The sequence below is a fragment of the Pseudomonas sp. FW305-28 genome (assembly GCF_017351395.1).
Lineage (GTDB): Bacteria > Pseudomonadota > Gammaproteobacteria > Pseudomonadales > Pseudomonadaceae > Aquipseudomonas > Aquipseudomonas fluorescens_AA.
Genome location: NZ_JACNDD010000131.1, coordinates 1 through 19,196, shown reverse-complemented (window position 1 = coordinate 19,196; position 19,196 = coordinate 1). Strand labels below are relative to the sequence as shown.

At 53.6% G+C, this 19,196-nt stretch carries 21 protein-coding genes; 6 read left to right on the top strand and 15 right to left on the bottom strand.

Going from position 1 to position 19,196, the window contains the following annotated elements; translation table 11 throughout:
- On the top strand, positions 1–926 hold a 926-nt coding region (locus J4E53_RS24085), incomplete at its 5' end, for a DUF4917 family protein (protein ID WP_207268196.1).
- Positions 927–1,134: 208 nt separating this feature from the next.
- On the opposite strand, the gene J4E53_RS24080 is transcribed toward J4E53_RS24085, so the two are convergent.
- From J4E53_RS24080 to J4E53_RS24055, 6 genes are all read right to left on the bottom strand, one after another.
- Complete coding sequence (locus tag J4E53_RS24080; protein WP_146042609.1) at positions 1,135–2,505, bottom strand: hypothetical protein; 1,371 nt, start codon at positions 2,503–2,505, stop codon at positions 1,135–1,137.
- A gap of 1 nt (position 2,506) precedes the next feature.
- Positions 2,507–3,670 (bottom strand): UvrD-helicase domain-containing protein, encoded by a 1,164-nt coding sequence (locus J4E53_RS24075; protein ID WP_103308411.1) that lies wholly within the window; start codon positions 3,668–3,670, stop codon positions 2,507–2,509.
- Positions 3,671–3,689: 19 nt separating this feature from the next.
- The gene (locus J4E53_RS24070; protein ID WP_103308412.1) at positions 3,690–5,027 is read right to left on the bottom strand and encodes a protein kinase domain-containing protein; all 1,338 of its coding nucleotides are present in this window, start codon (positions 5,025–5,027) and stop codon (positions 3,690–3,692) included.
- Between the two features lie 748 nt (positions 5,028–5,775).
- A complete protein-coding gene (locus tag J4E53_RS24065) occupies positions 5,776–6,249 on the bottom strand; it encodes a MaoC family dehydratase (protein ID WP_103308413.1) in 474 nt (157 codons plus the stop codon).
- A gap of 30 nt (positions 6,250–6,279) precedes the next feature.
- Positions 6,280–7,122 carry a 3-methyl-2-oxobutanoate hydroxymethyltransferase gene (gene panB / locus J4E53_RS24060; protein WP_060739636.1) on the bottom strand — a complete coding sequence of 281 codons (843 nt, stop codon included), beginning with the start codon at positions 7,120–7,122 and terminating at the stop codon, positions 6,280–6,282.
- Between the two features lie 25 nt (positions 7,123–7,147).
- The gene (locus tag J4E53_RS24055; RefSeq protein WP_060743092.1) at positions 7,148–7,765 is read right to left on the bottom strand and encodes a LysE family translocator; all 618 of its coding nucleotides are present in this window, start codon (positions 7,763–7,765) and stop codon (positions 7,148–7,150) included.
- Positions 7,766–7,946: 181 nt separating this feature from the next.
- Between J4E53_RS24055 and J4E53_RS24050 the strand changes: the two genes are divergently transcribed.
- Positions 7,947–8,399, top strand: a complete 453-nt coding sequence (locus J4E53_RS24050; RefSeq protein ID WP_060739637.1) for an Lrp/AsnC family transcriptional regulator — start codon at positions 7,947–7,949, stop codon at positions 8,397–8,399.
- A gap of 278 nt (positions 8,400–8,677) precedes the next feature.
- On the opposite strand, the gene J4E53_RS24045 is transcribed toward J4E53_RS24050, so the two are convergent.
- Together J4E53_RS24045 and J4E53_RS24040 are read right to left on the bottom strand one after the other, a co-directional pair.
- Positions 8,678–8,953: a type II toxin-antitoxin system RelE/ParE family toxin gene (locus J4E53_RS24045; protein ID WP_103308414.1), complete on the bottom strand. Its 276-nt coding sequence runs from the start codon at positions 8,951–8,953 to the stop codon at positions 8,678–8,680.
- A complete protein-coding gene (locus J4E53_RS24040) occupies positions 8,943–9,182 on the bottom strand; it encodes a type II toxin-antitoxin system RelB/DinJ family antitoxin (RefSeq protein ID WP_103308415.1) in 240 nt (79 codons plus the stop codon). Before J4E53_RS24040 ends, J4E53_RS24045 begins: the two co-directional genes overlap by 11 nt.
- A gap of 102 nt (positions 9,183–9,284) precedes the next feature.
- On the opposite strand from J4E53_RS24040, the gene J4E53_RS24035 reads away from it, so the two are divergent.
- A complete protein-coding gene (locus J4E53_RS24035; RefSeq protein WP_092146503.1) occupies positions 9,285–10,442 on the top strand; it encodes an AAA family ATPase in 1,158 nt (385 codons plus the stop codon).
- A gap of 222 nt (positions 10,443–10,664) precedes the next feature.
- Here J4E53_RS24035 and J4E53_RS24030 read toward each other — a convergent pair whose 3' ends face one another.
- A complete protein-coding gene (locus J4E53_RS24030) occupies positions 10,665–11,666 on the bottom strand; it encodes an alpha/beta fold hydrolase (RefSeq protein WP_256587152.1) in 1,002 nt (333 codons plus the stop codon).
- A gap of 578 nt (positions 11,667–12,244) precedes the next feature.
- Here J4E53_RS24030 and J4E53_RS24025 point away from each other — a divergent pair.
- Both J4E53_RS24025 and J4E53_RS24020 read left to right on the top strand, forming a co-directional pair.
- Positions 12,245–12,523 (top strand): DUF3077 domain-containing protein, encoded by a 279-nt coding sequence (locus tag J4E53_RS24025; RefSeq protein WP_060739638.1) that lies wholly within the window; start codon positions 12,245–12,247, stop codon positions 12,521–12,523.
- Positions 12,524–12,857: 334 nt separating this feature from the next.
- Entirely contained in the window at positions 12,858–14,465 is a 1,608-nt protein-coding gene (locus J4E53_RS24020) for a methyl-accepting chemotaxis protein (protein WP_103308416.1), read from the top strand.
- Between the two features lie 54 nt (positions 14,466–14,519).
- Here J4E53_RS24020 and J4E53_RS24015 read toward each other — a convergent pair whose 3' ends face one another.
- Both J4E53_RS24015 and J4E53_RS24010 read right to left on the bottom strand, forming a co-directional pair.
- Complete coding sequence (locus tag J4E53_RS24015) at positions 14,520–15,197, bottom strand: RES family NAD+ phosphorylase (protein ID WP_103308417.1); 678 nt, start codon at positions 15,195–15,197, stop codon at positions 14,520–14,522.
- On the bottom strand, positions 15,197–15,607 hold the full coding sequence (locus J4E53_RS24010; protein ID WP_103308418.1) for an MbcA/ParS/Xre antitoxin family protein: 411 nt from the start codon (positions 15,605–15,607) through the stop codon (positions 15,197–15,199). The genes J4E53_RS24015 and J4E53_RS24010 overlap by 1 nt, the downstream gene beginning before the upstream one ends.
- A 344-nt stretch (positions 15,608–15,951) precedes the next feature.
- Between J4E53_RS24010 and J4E53_RS24005 the strand changes: the two genes are divergently transcribed.
- Positions 15,952–16,878, top strand: a complete 927-nt coding sequence (locus tag J4E53_RS24005; protein ID WP_060739642.1) for a LysR family transcriptional regulator — start codon at positions 15,952–15,954, stop codon at positions 16,876–16,878.
- On the opposite strand, the gene J4E53_RS24000 is transcribed toward J4E53_RS24005, so the two are convergent.
- The 4 genes from J4E53_RS24000 to J4E53_RS23985 are packed head-to-tail and all read right to left on the bottom strand — an operon-like array spanning position 16,795 to position 18,998.
- Positions 16,795–17,112, bottom strand: coding sequence for an AzlD domain-containing protein (locus tag J4E53_RS24000; protein WP_060739643.1), 318 nt, complete (start codon positions 17,110–17,112; stop codon positions 16,795–16,797). The two genes, J4E53_RS24005 and J4E53_RS24000, sit on opposite strands and share 84 nt — an antisense overlap.
- A complete protein-coding gene (locus tag J4E53_RS23995) occupies positions 17,091–17,804 on the bottom strand; it encodes an AzlC family ABC transporter permease (protein WP_053117411.1) in 714 nt (237 codons plus the stop codon). The genes J4E53_RS24000 and J4E53_RS23995 overlap by 22 nt, the downstream gene beginning before the upstream one ends.
- Positions 17,801–18,238, bottom strand: coding sequence for a GNAT family N-acetyltransferase (locus tag J4E53_RS23990; protein WP_170842317.1), 438 nt, complete (start codon positions 18,236–18,238; stop codon positions 17,801–17,803). Before J4E53_RS23990 ends, J4E53_RS23995 begins: the two co-directional genes overlap by 4 nt.
- A gap of 13 nt (positions 18,239–18,251) precedes the next feature.
- Positions 18,252–18,998 (bottom strand): 2OG-Fe dioxygenase family protein, encoded by a 747-nt coding sequence (locus J4E53_RS23985; RefSeq protein ID WP_060739644.1) that lies wholly within the window; start codon positions 18,996–18,998, stop codon positions 18,252–18,254.
- Positions 18,999–19,196 lie beyond the last annotated feature (198 nt).

Genomic DNA, 19,196 nt, shown 5'->3' with positions numbered 1-19,196 from the left:
CGATTTTGTTAGCGAATGGATTTTCTCAAGCTTGGAATGCGCAAATATTTAACTACGCAAACCTTCTTGAAGCTGCGAACTTCGGTGAACGAGACGCAATAATTAGATCGTTATTCACAAATTTGAATACCTATGATTTTGAAGCAATCATGAGGCAATTGGTCGCAGCCGAGATTGTTTGCAAAGCATATGGGGTAGAACAGGCAACCATTAATCTAATAAAGCAAGATCAGGAGAAGCTGAAACAAGCTTTAATAACTGCGATTTCGAACACCCATCCACATGTGCCGAATGAAGTCTCGGATGCGCAATATACCTTCGTGCGTAAATTTATCTCCGGCTTCAACAAAATATTCACTGTTAACTACGACCTGCTGCTTTACTGGTCTAGAAATAAGAATGATTTGCCACCGCACAATTATAGAACTGACGATGGGTTTCGAGCCCAGCAGCGATGGGCAGGGCATAGCACAAATCAAGAAGTTCATTTTTTGCATGGAGGACTCCATATATACGATACTGGCTCAAACATAAAAAAACATGCCTTTACTGAGGATGGAGAAACAATTATCGAGCAGGTTAGACAAAATCTTGAGCAGGGAAAGTTTCCCCTATTTGTTTCCGAGCCCGGTCATGAGGGTAAGCTCAAGAAGATCGAACACAATCCGTACCTTAACTATTGCTTTCAGGAACTAAGAAATCTCAAAGGGACGCTATTTATATACGGACACTCAATGGATGAGAACGACAAACACATTTTCAGTCAGATTAAGAATAGTCAGATAAGCAAAGTGTTCGTGAGTATTTACGGCAATGAGTATAGTGAGGCAAATACAAGAGCTAAGGCAAATGCGCACGCATATCTTCACCGGCCTGGGCTCAATGTGGATTTCTTTGATGCCGCAACGGCCCCGGTGTGGGCGTAACATAACGGTTTGGTTAGATTATTAACACTTTAGCTCAGCAGATAACTCGAATATTAATCACGGCAAAGAACAAAGAGGGACAGATTTATTTTTAAGACAAGACCTCAAAGCTTATCTAGAAATAAATCTGTACGCTTTTCGCGACTTTCGCTCCCTGTCGGGCCAAGCCTCTCCCGCCTTTATAAAAATTTGGGAGAGGAATACTAAATCAAAACTCTTTCTGCCTGCCCACCTTTCTTCCAGTTGAATATTTTTCTCTACTACGATCAGCATGAAGATCACGATCGTCTTTAGTCTCCAACAAACTGGATATTTTATCTAGTAAATAGCGAATCTCTTTATTCCTATTTTTTAGAGCAACCTCATGATCATCGTTAACCTTTCTTCGACCAACTCTGAAAGTTGCGGAAACTTTAGGGAAAATTTCGACTTCAATTGTGCTCTGCCGCAATCTTCTTGTACGCGGCACGCCCACATCATCAATACTAACAACTCGCAATTCATCTAACGAAATATCTGACTGACTAGTTTCCCAGAAACCTCGCCGTCCAACACGCTCACGCGCAAGTCTACGACCAAGGCTGTCCCCAATAAATATATAGTCGGAGCCTGGAGTGAAGGCGGAAAAAAGAGCAAACCAAAGTGGTGCAAGTTTTAGTTTCGGGAACAAATCATACGCCAGAGACAAATACTGCAATGACCCGCCTCCAACTCTTGCAGCCAAATACCCTGCAATAATGGAGTTTGAGCTCTGAGTACCGCGTCCCGATACTAGTATTTCAGTTATTGCTTCATCAAAGGCTCTTACCCGTGCCTCTCTACTACCATCCATGAGTTTCAACGCATTTCGCGAAGCTGGTAGATTTTCGGTAATAAGTTCCCACTCTAATGTAATTGATTTCCGCCCGAGTAAAACTGCACCTATAAAGTCAAGCGTACCAGGGGCTGATGGTTCCTGTAGCAACGAGTAAGATTTACTATTATATGTCAAGCTATCAAGAACTAGCTTCCAAAAACCAATAAGCTCTTCAACTGATAGAGGTAGCATTTCGCCACCAAGCAAATCCCTTGCCTCTGACCAACGATCAGCCAACTCATCAATCTGATCGCTTTTATCATCATAATTTACCATCTGAATTACTGAGTCAGAAAATGTACCAAAGCAAGCAGATACAGGTACATCTGCAACTCCGGCTTTTTTTCCACCCATTTGGACATATGCCTCAGCAATTACGACTGCGACAAAGCGAGACAATATATCTTCAGGTAGCCCTTGTACCTTATTAAATATCCTACGCGCGACCCCAAGGCCTATAACGTTAAAGAACGCTGAAAATGGTTTATACGATCCGACATACGTACTCACAAAAGCAAAAAAATCTACCAAATCCGCGTCTGGAACTATAATTAGAGGAGCCTCTGGGGTTTTCAGCGTAGGTTTTCTGCTCCAAACAAGAAGAACCTCCCCACTCTGCACATCCAGAATCTCGCTCTTAGCGGTATTATCTCTAGCAGGGAGCGTAATTCGATCCCCTAGCCAAGATACGAAGTCTTTTCGACCCATAGATAATGTATACATCTCAGCCTCTAGCCTTAAATAATTCAGCAGCAGAAACAGGGTGCTGCGAGTTAACAGTCAAGAGAGCGATTCCTTTCTGGATATACCCAGGCAGCGCCCTTTCCGAATAAATAGCAAGCGATGTTTTTGCTCGAGATACAGCGGTGAACGACATGTTTTTTTGCGCCTTAAATCTGGTCACTTTGTCCATGGCCAGCAGATGCAGCGCTCTGAACTCAAGGCCCTTAGCCCCATGAATTGTCGTTATTACAATACGTTTCTCTGGCTCAAATGAGTGATATCCAAGTGTGCTATTTTGGACTTGGGTATCACCGTTAATATCAGACAACCCGAAGACTCTGGCGACCTCGGTCACATCCGCATTTTTAGGGCACAGAACACCAATTAATCCAAGCGGATATGCCCGTAACTGATCACGAACGGAGTCGATGCATTTTGCTATTTGCTGCTCCAGCGATAGACCAGAAAAGTCCTCTACGGTAGAGGGATTATCACTCTCCACATAATTACAATTAATTTCCAGCGATAGGTCTGTACCATTGTGATTGCGAATACCATCGGCGACTTTACATATCTCTAGACCGTTACGATAATGATGCGGCAAACTTTTTACATCATCACAGAATGCCTTTAGTGCGTCCAAACCACCGTTCTGAGAGTATATGCGCTGGCGCTCATCCCCGACAGCAAATATACGATCTGCAAAGGACGAAATGACCTCTATTTCATCTGCAGAATAGTCTTGGGCTTCGTCGAGTAAAATACAGTCAAACCGATCTTCTAAATTCCCTCGCATAGATAGGGACTTCAACCCTTGAAGGATAGCGTCCCGAACATCATCAAAGTCGCCTTCCGAATCAACTTCGATACCATTAGACTCTAGTAAACCTCGGGCCCATGAAACATATGTCTGTATCCGCTCAGGAGGAAACGTGTACTGATCTGCCCCCATCACTAAAAATTCACGCAATACTCTACCAATGGTTAGCACAGAGAAATTCTTTAAGCTATTCGCATGCAAATATTTCGCCCGCATAACTAACAGGTTCGTCTTCCCTGAGCCAGGCGGTCCTAAAACTAAAAAATTTCCGTTCATATCGAGGGAGATTACCTCCTTCTGGTTATCGTCAAGCTTTTCAATATCTGCCCACCATGTCTCTTCCATAAAACCCTCTGACAGTTATTTATTCCTGAAATTTATCAACGCACTTAAAAAGCGCATCCTCTAACGCACTCATAACTCCGCCAGCGTCAAAGACACCGTCATAAAAATCTTCGAATCCAGAACAATCTATGCCTCCAGGAATCGCATCACGAAAACCTTCAAAAGATAACGTGAGAGCTCTCTCTACTGCATCTCTGATCAAGATATGGACGACAAAAACCAACCCATCATCCAACCCGAAGTCTGAGCTAGCGGCGAACTTTACAACAATACATCTAGAGCATTTTTTATTACCCAAAAAACTAACCGGAGGTAACACATCCGCTCTTATATTTCTAATACCTACCGATATAAAATCTTTTGCCTCACCAAAAAAGAAATTTTTATCCGCCTCCGTTTCGGCTCGCTGCTCTCTTCGTTCCAATCCCTGAGCGCGTTTGAAAGACAACCTATCTAGGACCTTCTGTTTTGCAGATACTCCTTCAGCCGGAAAAAGCTTTTCGAGCGAAAAGTCTTCCCAAGTCAAGCATCCCAGCCTTAACTCTGGCTTCTTTAAAAGGCAACATCTTGCGACGTGTATTAATCGATGGAGGGTTTCAGGCCCCTCGATGACAGGAACTTCGTTTTGGACCGCGTTAACAAGCCGCGCATATGGAATAGTACTCTCCTCAAACAGCCTCCGACGCATGATCAGGTCATGCATTACTCCGCCTATCTGATAGAAAGTGAGTGCTCGCCACCCCGCTATATCGTGAGATTCATTTCTTAACAAAAATTCTGGCGAGCTATATTGTAAAGTTCCAACAAACTGCTGAATACCATCACCATCAGTTAAGCCGGCCTCACCCACCACTTTAATAACACCAAAGTCAAGCAACACCAGTCGGCTATAATCATCAAGCAAAACAATATTTTCAGGCTTTATGTCCCGATGAACTAAATTCCGACTTTCTAGAAACTGAGCAGCGCTTGCAAGCTGGCTTATCAAAGTAGGTACTTTATCAAGTGGTACCTTATCGAGAACTCGCTTTAAATTCTCCCCTGACAAATATTCCATGACCAAATAATGATTACATGATTCGTGATCGAAGCCGCCGCCTATCACCGCTACCATATTAGGATGATGCACACCAACCAACTGCAACTCTCTCTCAATTCGAGCCAGTTGAACCCGATCTCCATAACGTTGAATTAACTCATCATCGAATATCTTCAACGCAACCTTCTGGCCGTCATCTGCAAACGCTTCAAATACGGCAGCAGATTTTCCGTTATCTATAAGTGCCCCTACACACCAGTTCCCAATAATCTTCCCGGCGAAATCTTTTTCCCATTGCGCGGCCTTTACAGCATCCATACATTCACCTTCGACTGGTGTTTACAATTCAGCGGTGCATCGGGTACTCAATCATTGACACCCTCTGCTCCCTGCTCGCACTCAACGGGTACCACTAGGCACGAATCTACACGAATCCATTGGGCCTTGGCACGCTTCAACCGAAACAGATTACGTACGTGCTTCTAAGCTGTGAATGACTGAAAAAGGTAGCCGCATGATCCGCTGCCTAATCAGCGTTTCATTTAAGATGCATCCTACAACGCACATAGAAGGGAGATTTATCGCGTCCATAGGACAAAGTATTAAAGAGTGCTTCGCACAGTAGATTTGAGGGAAGCTTTAGGTGTCGATCAATAGCCAGATTGCCCTGGAGGATAGGTACGTAAGCGCCCGAGTTCGATTCCACTGACCTCCATAACTAGCTGATTTATTTATAGTTACCTATCGGGGTACGCCAAATTTTCCACCGAATTCCAGACCCGCAGAAAACCTAGCCCCGCCGACTACTACCGTTCGTCTGGTGCCGCACCATACAAAACAAAGCCCTCGCAGAAATGCGAGGGCTTCGTTGTTTCTAGGTGCTCACTTTTCCTCCACCCCCTAAAAACCTGTGGGAGCGACTCACTCATCGCTTAGGAAAACCCTGGCCGTTCAACCACCAAACAAAGATCAGAAAACAGCCGTCGCCGTTAGCCAGCAGCGATTGAGTGCCGGTATCGGGATCAACGAGAATCATCGTGCCGGGATGGATGTTTGACTCTCATCCTCACCGCGCACCGTTGGTAGGATCTCCCTCTGCAAGCATACGCTTCAAGCATTCACGCTCCTGGGCACCGGGTAGCACGCCCGTTGTTATTGCCTGCAGCACACTGACCCCCTCTTCGTTGAGTACCCTGACCTCGGCTTTCGCATGACCGCGTTCATCGATGTCAACGATGAGCCAATGGCAGGTCATCTGTTCCTCTGGGTACACGGGACGCTTGAACTCCAAACTCATGCCGGTGGCCAACCAACCGATCTGCCCGCCGATCTCGGTAATCAGACTTGCCGTTAGCAGGCCATGAGCAATAGGTGCCTTGAACCTGCGCAACTGCGCGTAATGCGCATCGCAGTGGACCGGGTTGTAGTCCCGAGAGATCTGCGCGAATTGATGGATATCGTCTCGCGAAAAACAGCGGACAACGGTGAAGCGGTCTCCTACGTTGAGTCCTTCGGCGGCACGTTCTCTCGGGCTTTTCATAAAGGCTTCCTGGTAGCGGCGGGGCGCTCGTTAAAAAGTGTGCTCGGGACCAGGAAATGTCCCGGCTTCCACATCCAGTGCAAAATCTCTTGCCGCTGTTTGAAGTACGGAACGGAGGTCGGCGTACTGTTTGACGAATCGCGGCAGGCGCCCCTGACGCAAACCGGCCATATCCTGCCAAACCAGTACCTGAGCATCACATTGGTTTCCGGCACCGATCCCGACGGTAGGTATGGAAATAGCGTGGGTGATCGCGGCTCCGACTTCACCGGGTACCATCTCGATCAAAACCGCGAAGGCACCGGCGGCTTCCAGTGCTTTGGCGCTGTCTATCAAGCGCTGTGCATCGTCACCTCGGCCCTGCACACGATAGCCGCCCAGTTGATGTTCCATCTGTGGTGTGAAGCCGATGTGTGCCATGACGGGGATGCCCGAGCGAGTGAGCTTTTCGATGTGTGGCAGCAACTCAATCCCGCCTTCGAGTTTGACGGCATGGGCACCGGCTTCCTTCATGAATCGAACGGCGGTATGCAGGCACTGTTCCGGTGAGGCCTGATAGGAGCCGAAAGGCAGGTCGGCAATCACCAGTGCCCGCTGTGTCGAGCGGTTGACTGCTCGCACCAGAGGGATAAGTTCGTCGACGGTGACCGAAAGCGTTGATTCGTTGCCGTAGACATTGTTAGAGGCGGAGTCGCCCACCAGCAGGACAGGTATGCCGGCATCCTCGAAAATGGCGGCGCTGTACATGTCATACGCCGTCAACATCGCCCACTTGCGACCTTCCACTTTCATCTGTTTGAGGTGCGGGATCCGGATTCGTGTCGCAGGTTTTGTCTGGGGGGAACGGTCGTAGGGTGAAGTTTGCTCGCTCATCGGGACGTCTCGCTGACAGGATGGGTTAGGCGTGTAACTGCTCGATCAACAGCACTAGCGCGATGATGATCATGATCACTCCAGACAAACGGCTGACCAGATGCGCAGCGGCAGGGCGTGCTCGAAGTACGACTTGTGAGCCAAATCCGACCAGCAGATAGATCACTCCACAGCTGATGGTGTGGATCAGCCCGAGTGCAATCATCTGCATGGGCACAGGCCACGGCGCGGTGGTGTCGGTGAATTGCGGCAGGAGCGCCAGAAACAGCAGAAACACTTTCGGATTCAGCCCGCTCACGCAAAGTCCCTTTAGCGCCCATCGCGCCCATGAGTCGGTCGTTTGGCTTGCATCGGCGTGCGGTGTGGAAGGGCGAGCAAGCATATTGGCCCCCAACCAAAGCAGGTAACCCGCGCCGGCCACCGTCAGCACGGACAATGCCAGCGGGTGATTGGCTATCAACGTGCCAACACCGGCCGCGACGATCATCGTGGCGATCAGGTGGCCGGATAACAGTCCACCCACGGCAGGAATAACAACGCGATGCTTCAAGCCTGCGGATATCGCGTAGGCCCAATCTGCACCCGGGGTGATGACGAACAGAATCGACACGGCCCAGAACGCGGCGAACACACTGAAGGTCATGGCGTCACCCACGCCGGTTGATACAACGTTGTTCTTGTCATCATCGCTTCCCATCAATCCAGGATCGCGCCTCTTTGGAAAGGCTCGGTCGTTTATGGCTGAAGGAAGAATAATGAAAGTCGGCTAGAATATTCTTTCAAAGATTGTCGTGACGACACTACGTATTGGAAGGTTTTACTGCGTGGACAGAATTGATCGAAATATTCTTGCCGAATTGCAAAAGGATGGTCGCCTTTCGGTCACTGAACTGGCTGAACGGGTCGGCCTGAGCCTTTCACCTTGTCATCGTCGAGTGCGAGCATTGGAAGAGTCCGGTGTATTGCTCGGCTATCGGGCGCAACTGGACCCCGCCGCGCTCGGCCTGAACTTTTCCGCCATGGTATTCGCCACCCTGCGAGAGGGGGATAGGCAAGCGGTAGAGGCGTTCGAAGCGGCGCTCATTGAGATCCCCCAGGTGGTTGATGCGCAAAGATTGTTTGGCGAGCCGGATTATTTGCTGCACGTCATCGCCCAGGACCTGCCGGCCTTTCAGCGACTGTATGACGAGAGCCTTTCAACATTGCCCAATGTTCAGCGGCTGACCTCGACGCTGGTGATGAAACGGGTTGTCCAGGATCGGCCGCTGCCGCTGTGAGCTTGCGTAGTCGCCGTGCAGTTGAAGGGCCGCTTTTAGCCGACTCTGTTGAAAAAGTCGCTCAGCCCAAACGGCCTGATCATTGGCTGTTAAAACGCTTTTTTTGCACGCTGCTACATGAAACCCGAGTCCGGAAGCCTCTGCCAAAAGAAAAAACTCAATCTCGGATGCGTACTTTTCTGATGCGCAAACCATGGCCGACTTTTTCAACAGAATCAGCCCTCTGCTGCCTGTCGCCACGGCAGCTTTTGGGTTTTCACTTATACGTTGCGTACTCGCTAACTTAACCGCTCAGCCGCTTTGCGATAAACCTGCTCACGCTCGCGTTTATCGACGGCCACCACAAACACCATGACCTCCTGATAAACCAGCCGATAACCGCTGCTGCGCAGTTTAATCTTGTAGCAGTCGGGCAAGGCATGCCGACGGTTGGCCTCAATACGCGGATTGAGCAGAATCGTGGCTAGCTTCTTCTTGAGCTGCTGGCGCACGGTATCCCCCAATTTATGCCATTCCTTTAACGCCCGCGCATCGAATTCGAGGCTATAGGTCATCCAGTGAAACCTTAACCCGCTGGGGATTAGCCAGCCGCTCGCGAACCGTTGCGATCAAGGCTTCATCGTCCTCGGTCATCAGAACTGGCTTAAAGGGCAACTGACCGCGCTCTGCTACGTATTGCAAGGCTTGGCGCATCAGCTCTGAAGGGGTAACGCCGAGCCTCTCCAGCTCGCGGTAAGCTCGCGCCTTGAGGTCGTCGTCGATACGGACATTGATGGACGCCATGGAATAGCCCTCGCTGTAATGACATTGGTCTTTACAGTGAGTCTTTATGCTAAATTATGAATTGGCAATAATTATGGCGTGTCCATAAAAAGGGATAATTGCATGAGCAGCATATTTCAACGCCCTGAACTGGCTGAATCGATGGCAAATCAGCTGCTCCATCCAGGCGTGCTCGATGAAGGCCTGCGCTCAGGTCTGTTCCTGTCTGGCTTGCGCCGTACAGGCAAAACGACTTTTCTGAGAAATGACCTCATTCCGGCCTTGGAAGAAGCGGGCGCTCTGGTCATCTACGTTGATCTATGGAGCGACACCTTGGCCAACCCGGCCACGCTCGTGCACAACGCCATACATAAAACGCTGAAAGATCTGCAAACGCCGGGCTCCTCTGCCCTGGAAATACTCAAGCGCGTCAGTAATGTCGAGGCAGGCGCCGCAGGGTTCAAATTCGGCTTCAAACTCGACAGCATCGGTAACCCCGACGGCCCGACACTGGCGCAAGCACTGACAGAAGTCGTCGACCAAGCCAAGACCGACTTGGTCCTGATCATTGACGAAGTGCAGCACGCCATCTCCTCCGACGATGGCAATCAAATGCTCTTGGCCCTCAAGGCCGCACGCGATGCAATCAACCCTCGCCCGAATACACCGGGTTACTTCTTGTTTATCGGAACCGGCTCCCACAGGGCACAAGTCAGCGAACTGACCGCCAAACGCAACCAGGCGTTTTCCGGCGCCACATCAGCCGCCTACCCGCTGCTCAAAGGTGACTACGTGGAGTTCCTGCTCAACCGACTTGCCATGACCGTGAAAAAAGAAAAGCTGCCGTCCGTGGAGACCGCTATCGAGGCGTTCAATACCTTGGGCAATCGACCCGAGGAGATGCTCAAGGCTCTACGCCAACTCTTGCAGCAGGACGGAGACCCCGACCTCTTTCTTCCCGTAATCGCCAGCACTCTACGTTCGGCTGCAGCGAACATCGAGCTGGAAAAAGTCGAGCAACTGGGCAGCCTGGCCCTGGCGATTTTCAACAAAATTGCATCTACAGAAGGCGATGCTCGAGGGATTTTTTCCATCGACGCAGCGGCCGAGTATTCAAAGTCAGTAGGGCGAGAGGTGCGGGTTGAAGAGATTCAACCGGTGGTAATCGCGCTAGTAGCGGAGAACATCATCATGCGGCGCGGGCATGGGATTTACGCGATTACGGATCAGTTTGTTCAGGAGATTTGGCTGGAGCAGCGGGTTTTGATTGAGGGGAGTTAGGGGCTGGCTGGTCATGGACTGGCGAAGCCGGTGTAAGAGCCCACAGCAAATTTGCGCAATGCTTCACTAACCGTATCGGTGTCCGTCCGCAAACGTAGCACTCCTGCGCACAGGCACCTCACTTTCGATTCGGAAAATAAATACGTCCCCTTTTTCATACTGGGGTATCGATATTCCTACCCCCCCCGCCTCCGTCGCAACTCGCCAAGACCTATGCATTCCTTAATTTCGCAAGAAATCCAGGATCGCTTGACTGGTAGCCTCCGCTTTCTCCTCAAGCACCCAATGCCCAGTATTTTGCAAGATCAAGGAATGGGGTTGCGAGGTAATGTGCTGCACTTGCTCGGCCAACGTCTTGCCTCTTGAGTGATCCCCGCCAATGGTGAGCACCGGGAGGGTCAGTTTATTTTCAGCGAATGTCTGGTTGTCATTTGCGTCATGCTCTATCCAGGCCGAATAAAGCTTGAAAGCCGCGCCCATGCGCCCTGACCGGGAATAGTCGTTCAACAAGGCCTCACGCACCTCTTGCGTTACCTTGGGATTTCCTGGGTAAACGAACTCATCGAAAAACATGTCCAGGTAAATCTTTTCTTTACCCTTGATCATTTTTTCGGCGGTGCTTCCAAAGAAGCGAAAATGCCACTTGCTCGAGATACCGGTTGCGGGATTGCCATTAAAGGGAATCTCCCACCCTGGAATGCCCGGGATAAAGCCGTCCATCAAGACGATGTGTTTGGTTTCGTATGGATAAAGTGCGCCGTAGGCATAGGCGACAATCAAACCCATGTCGTGCCCCACAACATCAACCCGATTCATCTGCAGTTTTTTAATCAGCTCATGCAGATCCAGCGCCATGTTCTTCTTGTCATACCCACTGGCTGAAATATCCGTTTCTCCGGCGCCACGATAATCAGGAACGACAGGGGTGTAGCCAGCGCGCACCAAGCGCCCCATCACGGCCTCCCAGTTCCTCCAGCTTCCCGGAAAGCCATGGATCAGAAGTACCGGTTTTTCACCGTTACCGCTCACCAGATAGTGCATGCGAATGCCGTTCACATCCGCGTATTCACTTCTAAATACTTCACCATCAATGACCATGCCAGGCCCTTCCATCAATGGAATCGTTGCATGCGACTGAGCGGAAGAGGCTGGAAAAGCCAAGATGTCGGAAAGAATAAATTGCCTCATCCTGAAGACCACCTTGAGCCAGATGACTTCTTCCACACTGCGTCCAGACTGGACAAACCTAGCTTGGATGTATCCACAATAAATTCGCCACTGTCAGGACTGACAGTGGCGACGAGTGGATATCGACGATTTTCTGTAATCGCTTCGCCAGCGCCCCATGAAAAGAAGGTTTCAGACCACTGGACTCCAGCCAGTTAGAAGCTACAAGCCAGGTAAAATCTGGATACGCAATTTTGGATTCGCCAGCATCGCGCCACGATTGCCCCTCCTCCAATCGCTGACTACTCTTCAACAGTCGCTGCCAATTCAGCGACCGGGCCTGAGAACCCGAGTAAGATGCAGGCGCTACAGCGCCCGAACCACGTTTTGCGGCGTTTTTTTATGTCCGCATTCCGTGCAATGGCGGCTGTGCGTGGGAGACCTTCGGGTCTGCCGGGTTCCTGTATCTCCGGTTTCTCAGCCTGCGCACAGCTGCCACCCATTCGCCTGAGAACGAACGTGGCAGCTCTCATCTGATATGGGAGTTTATCGATGCATGCCATGGATCTGCTGCAGTCTCGCTTTATCGCTTTGCTAGTCATCGTCCGCCGCCAATTGGCAAATGGAGGTGCTCAATGACCCATCCCAAAGACCTCAAAACCCCAGGCCTAACCCCCTTCTGCTACCACTCCGACCGCCCTTTATTCCGCGTCAACAGCGGCATACCCATCGGCGAAGCCCTGTCTCACGCTTCCGATCTGCTCCACGTTGCCAAGGTCCTGGCCGAGGACGCGGCGATGATTCGCGGTACGGATCGGTATGCCTGGGCGTCGTGTTATTTGCAGGATATGAGCAAGGCCGTCATCGACGACGTGGTGAAGGTGCTGGAGGCGCCGGGGAGTAACCCTGCTTAAGGTCGCAGGCCCAATGCTGCCCGCTGGGTCGAGCAGCATTGGGTTTCTTCCGTATGACAGGAAAGGTTGAAGAAGGGCTGCTTCGCAGCCCAGCGGGAGCAAGCTCCCTCGCCACGGATTAGGGACAGAACACAATGACTGACTGCAATGAGTTTGTGGGATGTCTGAATGGGCTGTGTTCCCGCCACCCTGCCCCTGTCCAAACAGTTTGCAACATATTCATCTAATCAAATCCCCCGCCGATAGCCTCGGATAAGCGCCTGGAATACCGCAAGGCTCTGCTCGCGCTCGACTACACTTTCCCAGAATTCTCCCGCTCCAGGAGCAGTAAGCGATGAAGATCCGCACCAAGGTCATAGGCTCGGGGTTGGTCAGTCTTTCCTTTGCGCTGCTGCTCGGCGGGATCGGGCTGTGGGGCTATCACTCCATGACCGAGGCCCTGGTGCAGAACGAGACCAGCATTTCCGCCATGCGCAAGCACATGGAGGCGGACATGATGCACGACGCCATTCGTGCCGATGTGCTCGCCGCTCTGCTGGTCAAGCCGGGGGATGCCCAGGGGACGAAGGAGGTGCTGGAGGCGTTCGATGAGCATACACAGCGGATGCGCAAGGTCATCGCCGAAAATGCCGAGGCGAAGTTGCCGGGGGATGTCGCCAAGGCGATTGTCGAGCTCAAGCCACAGGTGGAGACCTACATTGATAAAGCCAAGCAAATAATCAGCAAGGCACTGAGCGGCGCCCAGGATGGCCAGGCGTTGCGGGCGGAGTTCGACGGGGCGTTTTCGGCGTTGGAGGAGCGCAACGAGGCAGTGAGTGAGCTGATCGAAAACCAGGCCCAATCCTCGCGAGAACATCAGGACCACAGCATTCACACCTCGGAGCGATGGCTGATCGCGACACTACTGGCCACTTGCGTGGCGCTGGCGCTGTTGTCGTGGAGCCTGCTCAAGGCGGTGCTTACACCGCTGAACAAGATCATCCTCAATACCCAGGCGATTTCCCAAGGGGATCTGCAGCGCTCCATGGGCACGCAAAGCAAGGATGAGCTGGGCCAGCTGCAAGGCGTGATCGAGCAGATGCAGACCAATCTGCGGCAGATGATCGCCACGATCCGCGGCCAGAGCGATGAGTTGCATGGCACGTCCCGGAACCTGGGCGATACGGCGCGGCAGATTGTCTCCAGTGCCGACCAGCAGGCCCAGAGCGCGACCAGCATGGCGGCGAGCATGGAGCAGATGATGGCGAACATCAGCCAGATCCATCAGCACGCCGACAGCGCCCGGACGATTTCGGCGCAGTCCGAACAATTGGCGAGCAGCGGCGGTCAGGTGATTCTCGGGGTGGTAGAAGGCATGAACCGGATCGCCGAGGTGGTCAACCAGTCTTCCAGCAAGATCACCGCGCTGGACGCCTCGTCCGAAGACATTCATTCCATCATCCAGGTGATCAAGAGCATCGCCGAACAGACCAATTTGCTGGCGCTCAACGCCGCCATCGAAGCCGCCCGCGCCGGCGAGGCGGGCCGTGGTTTTGCGGTGGTGGCCGACGAAGTGCGCAACCTGGCGGCGCGCACCACCCAGTCCACCCAGGAAATCACCGCGATGATCGAGCGCATCCAGTCCAGCGCACGGGATGCGGTGGCGAACATGCAGGCGTGTGTCAGCCGCGTGGACGAAGGCGTCAACCTGGCCCAGCAGGCCGGGGTGTCCATCAGCGAAATCCGCACCGGTGCCCGGCATGCGGCCGAAGTGGTGGAGGAAATTTCCCAGACCATTGCCGAGCAATCCAAAGCCAGTGATGAAATGGCCCAGCGGGTGGAGTCGATTGCCGAGCAGTCCCGCGAGAACACCCGTTCGATTCACAACCTGACGCAAACGGCGGATCAATTGAACGATGCGGCGGGATCGATGCAGGCTTCGGTGCAGCAGTTCAAGATTTGATCGGATACCCGTGGCGAGGGAGCTTGCTCCCGCTGGGCTGCCTGGCAGCCCTTTTCAAACCTCGCTCACCTCGAACACAAACGAAATCTCCCGCTTCTGGGCACTCCAGACGTACCGAATATGCTTGCCTTGCACCGGAACCGAAACCGCCGGTGGGCGAAACGCGGCCACGCATTCGTGGCCGGGCAGGCGGACGCTGTTGTACAGCAACCCCCAAGACAAGGTTTCCCGCAGCTGCCGGGCGAACACCTGGGATGGGCCGTAAGCCGTAGGGTCCGGGTTGTGGAGGTGGGGATAGTCGTGGCGAATGTCGTGCAGGGGTTTGACGACCTTGTTGACGTAGGTGCGCATGGTCAGCTCCAGGTCCGGCTCGTTGGTCGCCCCGAGGAATCGCGCCTGGTGGTAGCAGGTCTCGGCGATGGCGGCTTCCTGGCTGCTGGCGGCGTAGTAGACACCGAAGGTGCCGTCGCTGAAGCGGCTGCTTTTGCCAATGTGGGTAAACGCCGCCATCACCGGCGAGGAGCCGGGCCCGGAAACACGGTCCTCGGGACGGACCCGGGACAGCACGCCGGCCTGTTCCATCAGCCGATCGTTGGTCAGCGCTTCCAGGGCGTAGGCCGTGGGCAGGTCTTCCGGGTCGAGTACGTCTTCAAACAGCGAAATCGGAGGGAAGCTGCTGTTGACGATCCGATAGGCCCGTTTCCATTGCGGGTCCGCCAGTGGTGGCATCATTAACCGCGCACTCCGTCGAGGTATCGCCGCACATCGGCGATGTCCACCACCCGCCCGGTCAACATGTAGGACAGCGCCGACTGGCCGTTGAACGGTGCCGCGGTATTCGGGTTGCTGACCCACTGATAGGCACGGTCCCGGCTATTGCTGAAGATAATGCTCAGCGCCTTGTGGATACCCATGAGGTAGGAAATGCGCTCCAGCGTATCGCGAGGCAGCCTCACGTTCTCCGGCAACTGTTTGTATTTGTAGAAGGTCGTGTTGCCCACCTTGCCCAACAAGGTGCGCTGCTGCTCGACGCTGCAACCCCAGAGCGCCATGAGGTTGAAGAAAAACTTCAACGCGACTCGACCCGCATCCGGGGAGTCCAATTGTTGCTGCGCGTTGAGGGTGATGGAGGAAGTCGCCATGGCTTTGGCTCCTTTTTAGCGGGGTGGCGCTTAGAGGATAGTACACATATGGATTATTTTTAAGTTTTTATTCGCAAGTGGACTCCAGCGACACTCTAGTTGAACCCATTCGGCATGGCTTTCCAGGCCAACAAACGCAACCAGGTTCTCACTAATGGGTCTTGGCCAGCATCCACTGGGCAAAATCCGCAAATCCCGCATAAGCTCCAACCATCGCCTCCCGGCGCTTTTCGGCACAAAATCGCGACAAGCGTGGCAAGGTGCATGATGATAGCCGGCATGACCACCTGGCCGGCCCAGGTGCACAACAATAGCGAGCCCACTTAAGCAGAGGGCATTACCTCATGGATAGCAGAACCCTACGCAACCTCATGCGTATCGTGCAGACCGGCTCGTTGTCGGCAGCGGCCGAGCATTCGTGCCTCACGGTGCAGGCGTTGGCGGCGCAGTTGAACAAGGTCGAGGAACAGTTCGGTTTCCGGTTGTTCCGGCGCTCGAACAAGGGCCTGACGTTGACGAGCCAGGGCTCGGAACTGACCCCCTTCATGGATCAAGTGCTGATTGCCACCCGGCAATTGGAAGAAAAAGTCGCGGCACTCAAGACACCGCGACAGCGCACGCTCAAGGTGGCGCTCAATACCACCCTGCCGGCGGAGTTCAACCGACGGATGATCGATCGATTGATCGCCGTGTTCCCCCAGTATCAATTGGAGTTCAGCTACGCCGAGTCGATGGAGAACCTGAGCAAGCTCAGGAACGAAGATTTTGACCTGGCGATCCTGATTGGGCAGCAACAGAGCGGTTTTACCAGCATTGCCATGCCGGATGTGCAGGTGCGGGTGGTTGGCGCCCATTGTGGCGACGAAGACGACTCCCTTGGCCTGCTCGGGGACAAGTTTCAGGTGCGTCCGGCAGAAGAATGTCCGTATTCCCGCAGCTTCCTGCGCTTTCTCGACGCAGGCCTGGGTGAATACGGGTCGAGCCAACGCATGGTGTATTCCTGCAGTGAGACGCTGACATTGTCGTTGATCACGCAGCTCGATGGCCTGGGGCTGGTGTCCCGGGAGGCGGCGCTGCGCAACGGCCTGGCGATTTTCCCGGACTTCGAGGATTTCCTCGAGGTCCGCCTGGCGGTGAATAATCCGGAGTTGTCTGGCCAGGCGCTGCACGATGTGGTGGACCTGACGCTACAGGAACGAACCGAGCGCGATGTACGCCGCCGTGCCCAGCGCCACACTGAGAAACAGGTTGCGGCTGAAATACGCACATAACAGCGTCGGAATCGCGGCATAAAACTCAGGGCGGTCGAGTTGTATCTGCTGGTCCTTGATCAATAATGGGGTCAGGCTGATGGCAGCGACGATCGCCACTGGCAGGTATTCCAGGGCACGGGCGACGAAGGGCGGCCAGTGGTCGGTATTGACCTGCAACGGCAGGGCACGTGGCAGGAAGGTCACGGCCATCATCAGGACCACGACCAGGATCAGGAACGTTTGGTCAGGCATACGCCCACCCCGCAGCCAACGAACGTGGCAATGAAGACATTGAACGGCGAGCTGCCCAGCAGGCTCAGCCCGCCCATGCAGACGACAGCGGCCAGGGCCGCGATCAGTTTGTTGCGGGTGTCGCACAACGAAACCAGCACATAGAGCATCATCGCGGTCAGCGCATAGTCGAGCTGGTATTTGATGAGGTGCGCCGCGTATTGCGCGCACACCGCGCCCAGCAAGCCACCGAGCACCCAGGACGTATGGCAGAACAGGTTGAAACCGACCAGGTAGCGCACGCTCACCGGCGCCCCGCTGCCGAGCTTGACGCTGTGGAAAGCGAATGACTCGTCCGTCAAACCTGCCGCGTAGCACCAGCGCTCGAAACGACTGAGGCCCAGCGCACGCAGGGCCTTGGCCATGTAGACCGACATCAGCATGTGCCGGGCATTGATCAGGAACGTGGTGAGCACGATGGTGGTCAGTGACGCACCGCTGGAAATCAACGCCAGCGCCGCGAATTGCGAAGCCCCCGCGTAGACGAACAGGCACATCGCCACCGGCAACCACAGGGGCAGCCCGGCGTTGACCGCCATCAGACCGAACACAAACGAAACCGTGAAATAACCCGCTACCACCGGACTGGCTTCAGCAAAGGTACGCGAGGCTTGTGGTTCGACCGCCAGCGGCTGGCTGGAAGTCTTGTTCATAAATCCCTCTCGAAGGTGATTTCACCCCGAGGCTCACAGAACCCCTGGGCGGCCCAGAAACGCTTGCCGGCCAGATTAGCATCGTCGACGAAAAGGAACATGCGCAGCACGCCTACCCGCTTCATGTCAGCCGAGGCGGCCTCGACCAGGCGCTGGCCCAGGCCTTTGGTGCGATGCTGCGGGCTGACCGCCAAGTGATTGATCGTGCCACGGGTACCGAGCATGCCGCCGATCACCGCGCCCACCACGTCACCGCTCGCATCGATGGCCAGGTACGCGGTGGTGGTGTCCTGCAACAACACACCGCGCAAGAATCGGGCGTCCTGCCATTCGCAGAACGACACTTCGTCGAAACCGCGAAAGAACCGCTCCAGTCGCTCGGCGTCCCGGACCATGGCCCGGCGCAACAGGACCTGCTGCACCGGGTCGTCCATGGGTTCGAGCCGTTCAGCGAACAATGTCGAAAGCGGTCCCGGGCCGCGAGAAGGAAATGGCCAGGATCTGCCGGTAGGCCATGTCATGGCTATGGGTGTTGCGCGCCGGGGTCACGTAATGGCGCATGTCGCGGTCCAGGAAGAACGTGGTGTCGAGGATGTCCTCGTAGGTCGTCGCCGCCAGTTGTTCTTCCTGGGCGCTGTACAAACGGCTCTCCGCACCCGCCACATTCTGGCGGCCCCAGAAGTGCACGCCGCTGAACGGATAGCCGTCGCAGTGAATCCCTTCGGGGGTGATTTCCAGTTGTTTGCCCGGCTTGATCTCGATGCGGATCTGATGGATCTGGCACTGCCAGATTTCATCGTGCAAGTCCTGGGGCAGGACATTCTTGTACACCTCGAAGTCCGTGTCGATCAGGCTGCGCATCACCGGCGAATTGATCACTTCGTTGGAGAAGTCCTGGAAGTGACGCTCCAGTCCGCCGACATAGCTGTTGTTGGCCTTGGACTGAACGTAGGCCCGGTGTTCGAGCTGCTTGAGCTCTCGGGTCGTAGGGTTGTATTCGAAGTCACTGTAGCGGCGAAAACGCATGCCTGACTCGGCCTGGCCGTAGTAACTGTCGGGCTCCATGTTTTCCCAGCTTTTGGTCAGCCGGACAAAATCGCCGAAATGACCGTAGAGGTTGAAGTCCCCACCGCGAACGTTGACGTATTTGTCACGTCTCAGCGCTTCGCCCACTTCCCTGTTCAGAACGATCATTTTTCATAGGTCTCCACTGCATTGAGCGGCCTAATCTAGTAGGTGCAGGATTTACGTCCATGAGAAAGTATTTGAGGCATTTCAAGCGACGCTTGAAACGGAGGGCAACGTTGCATTAGTACGACTTTTTCTCGGGAAAACAGGCTGTTTCAGTGGCTTTTCTTGCGCAAAAAGCCAAAAGAACCCGAGTTTGGCGTC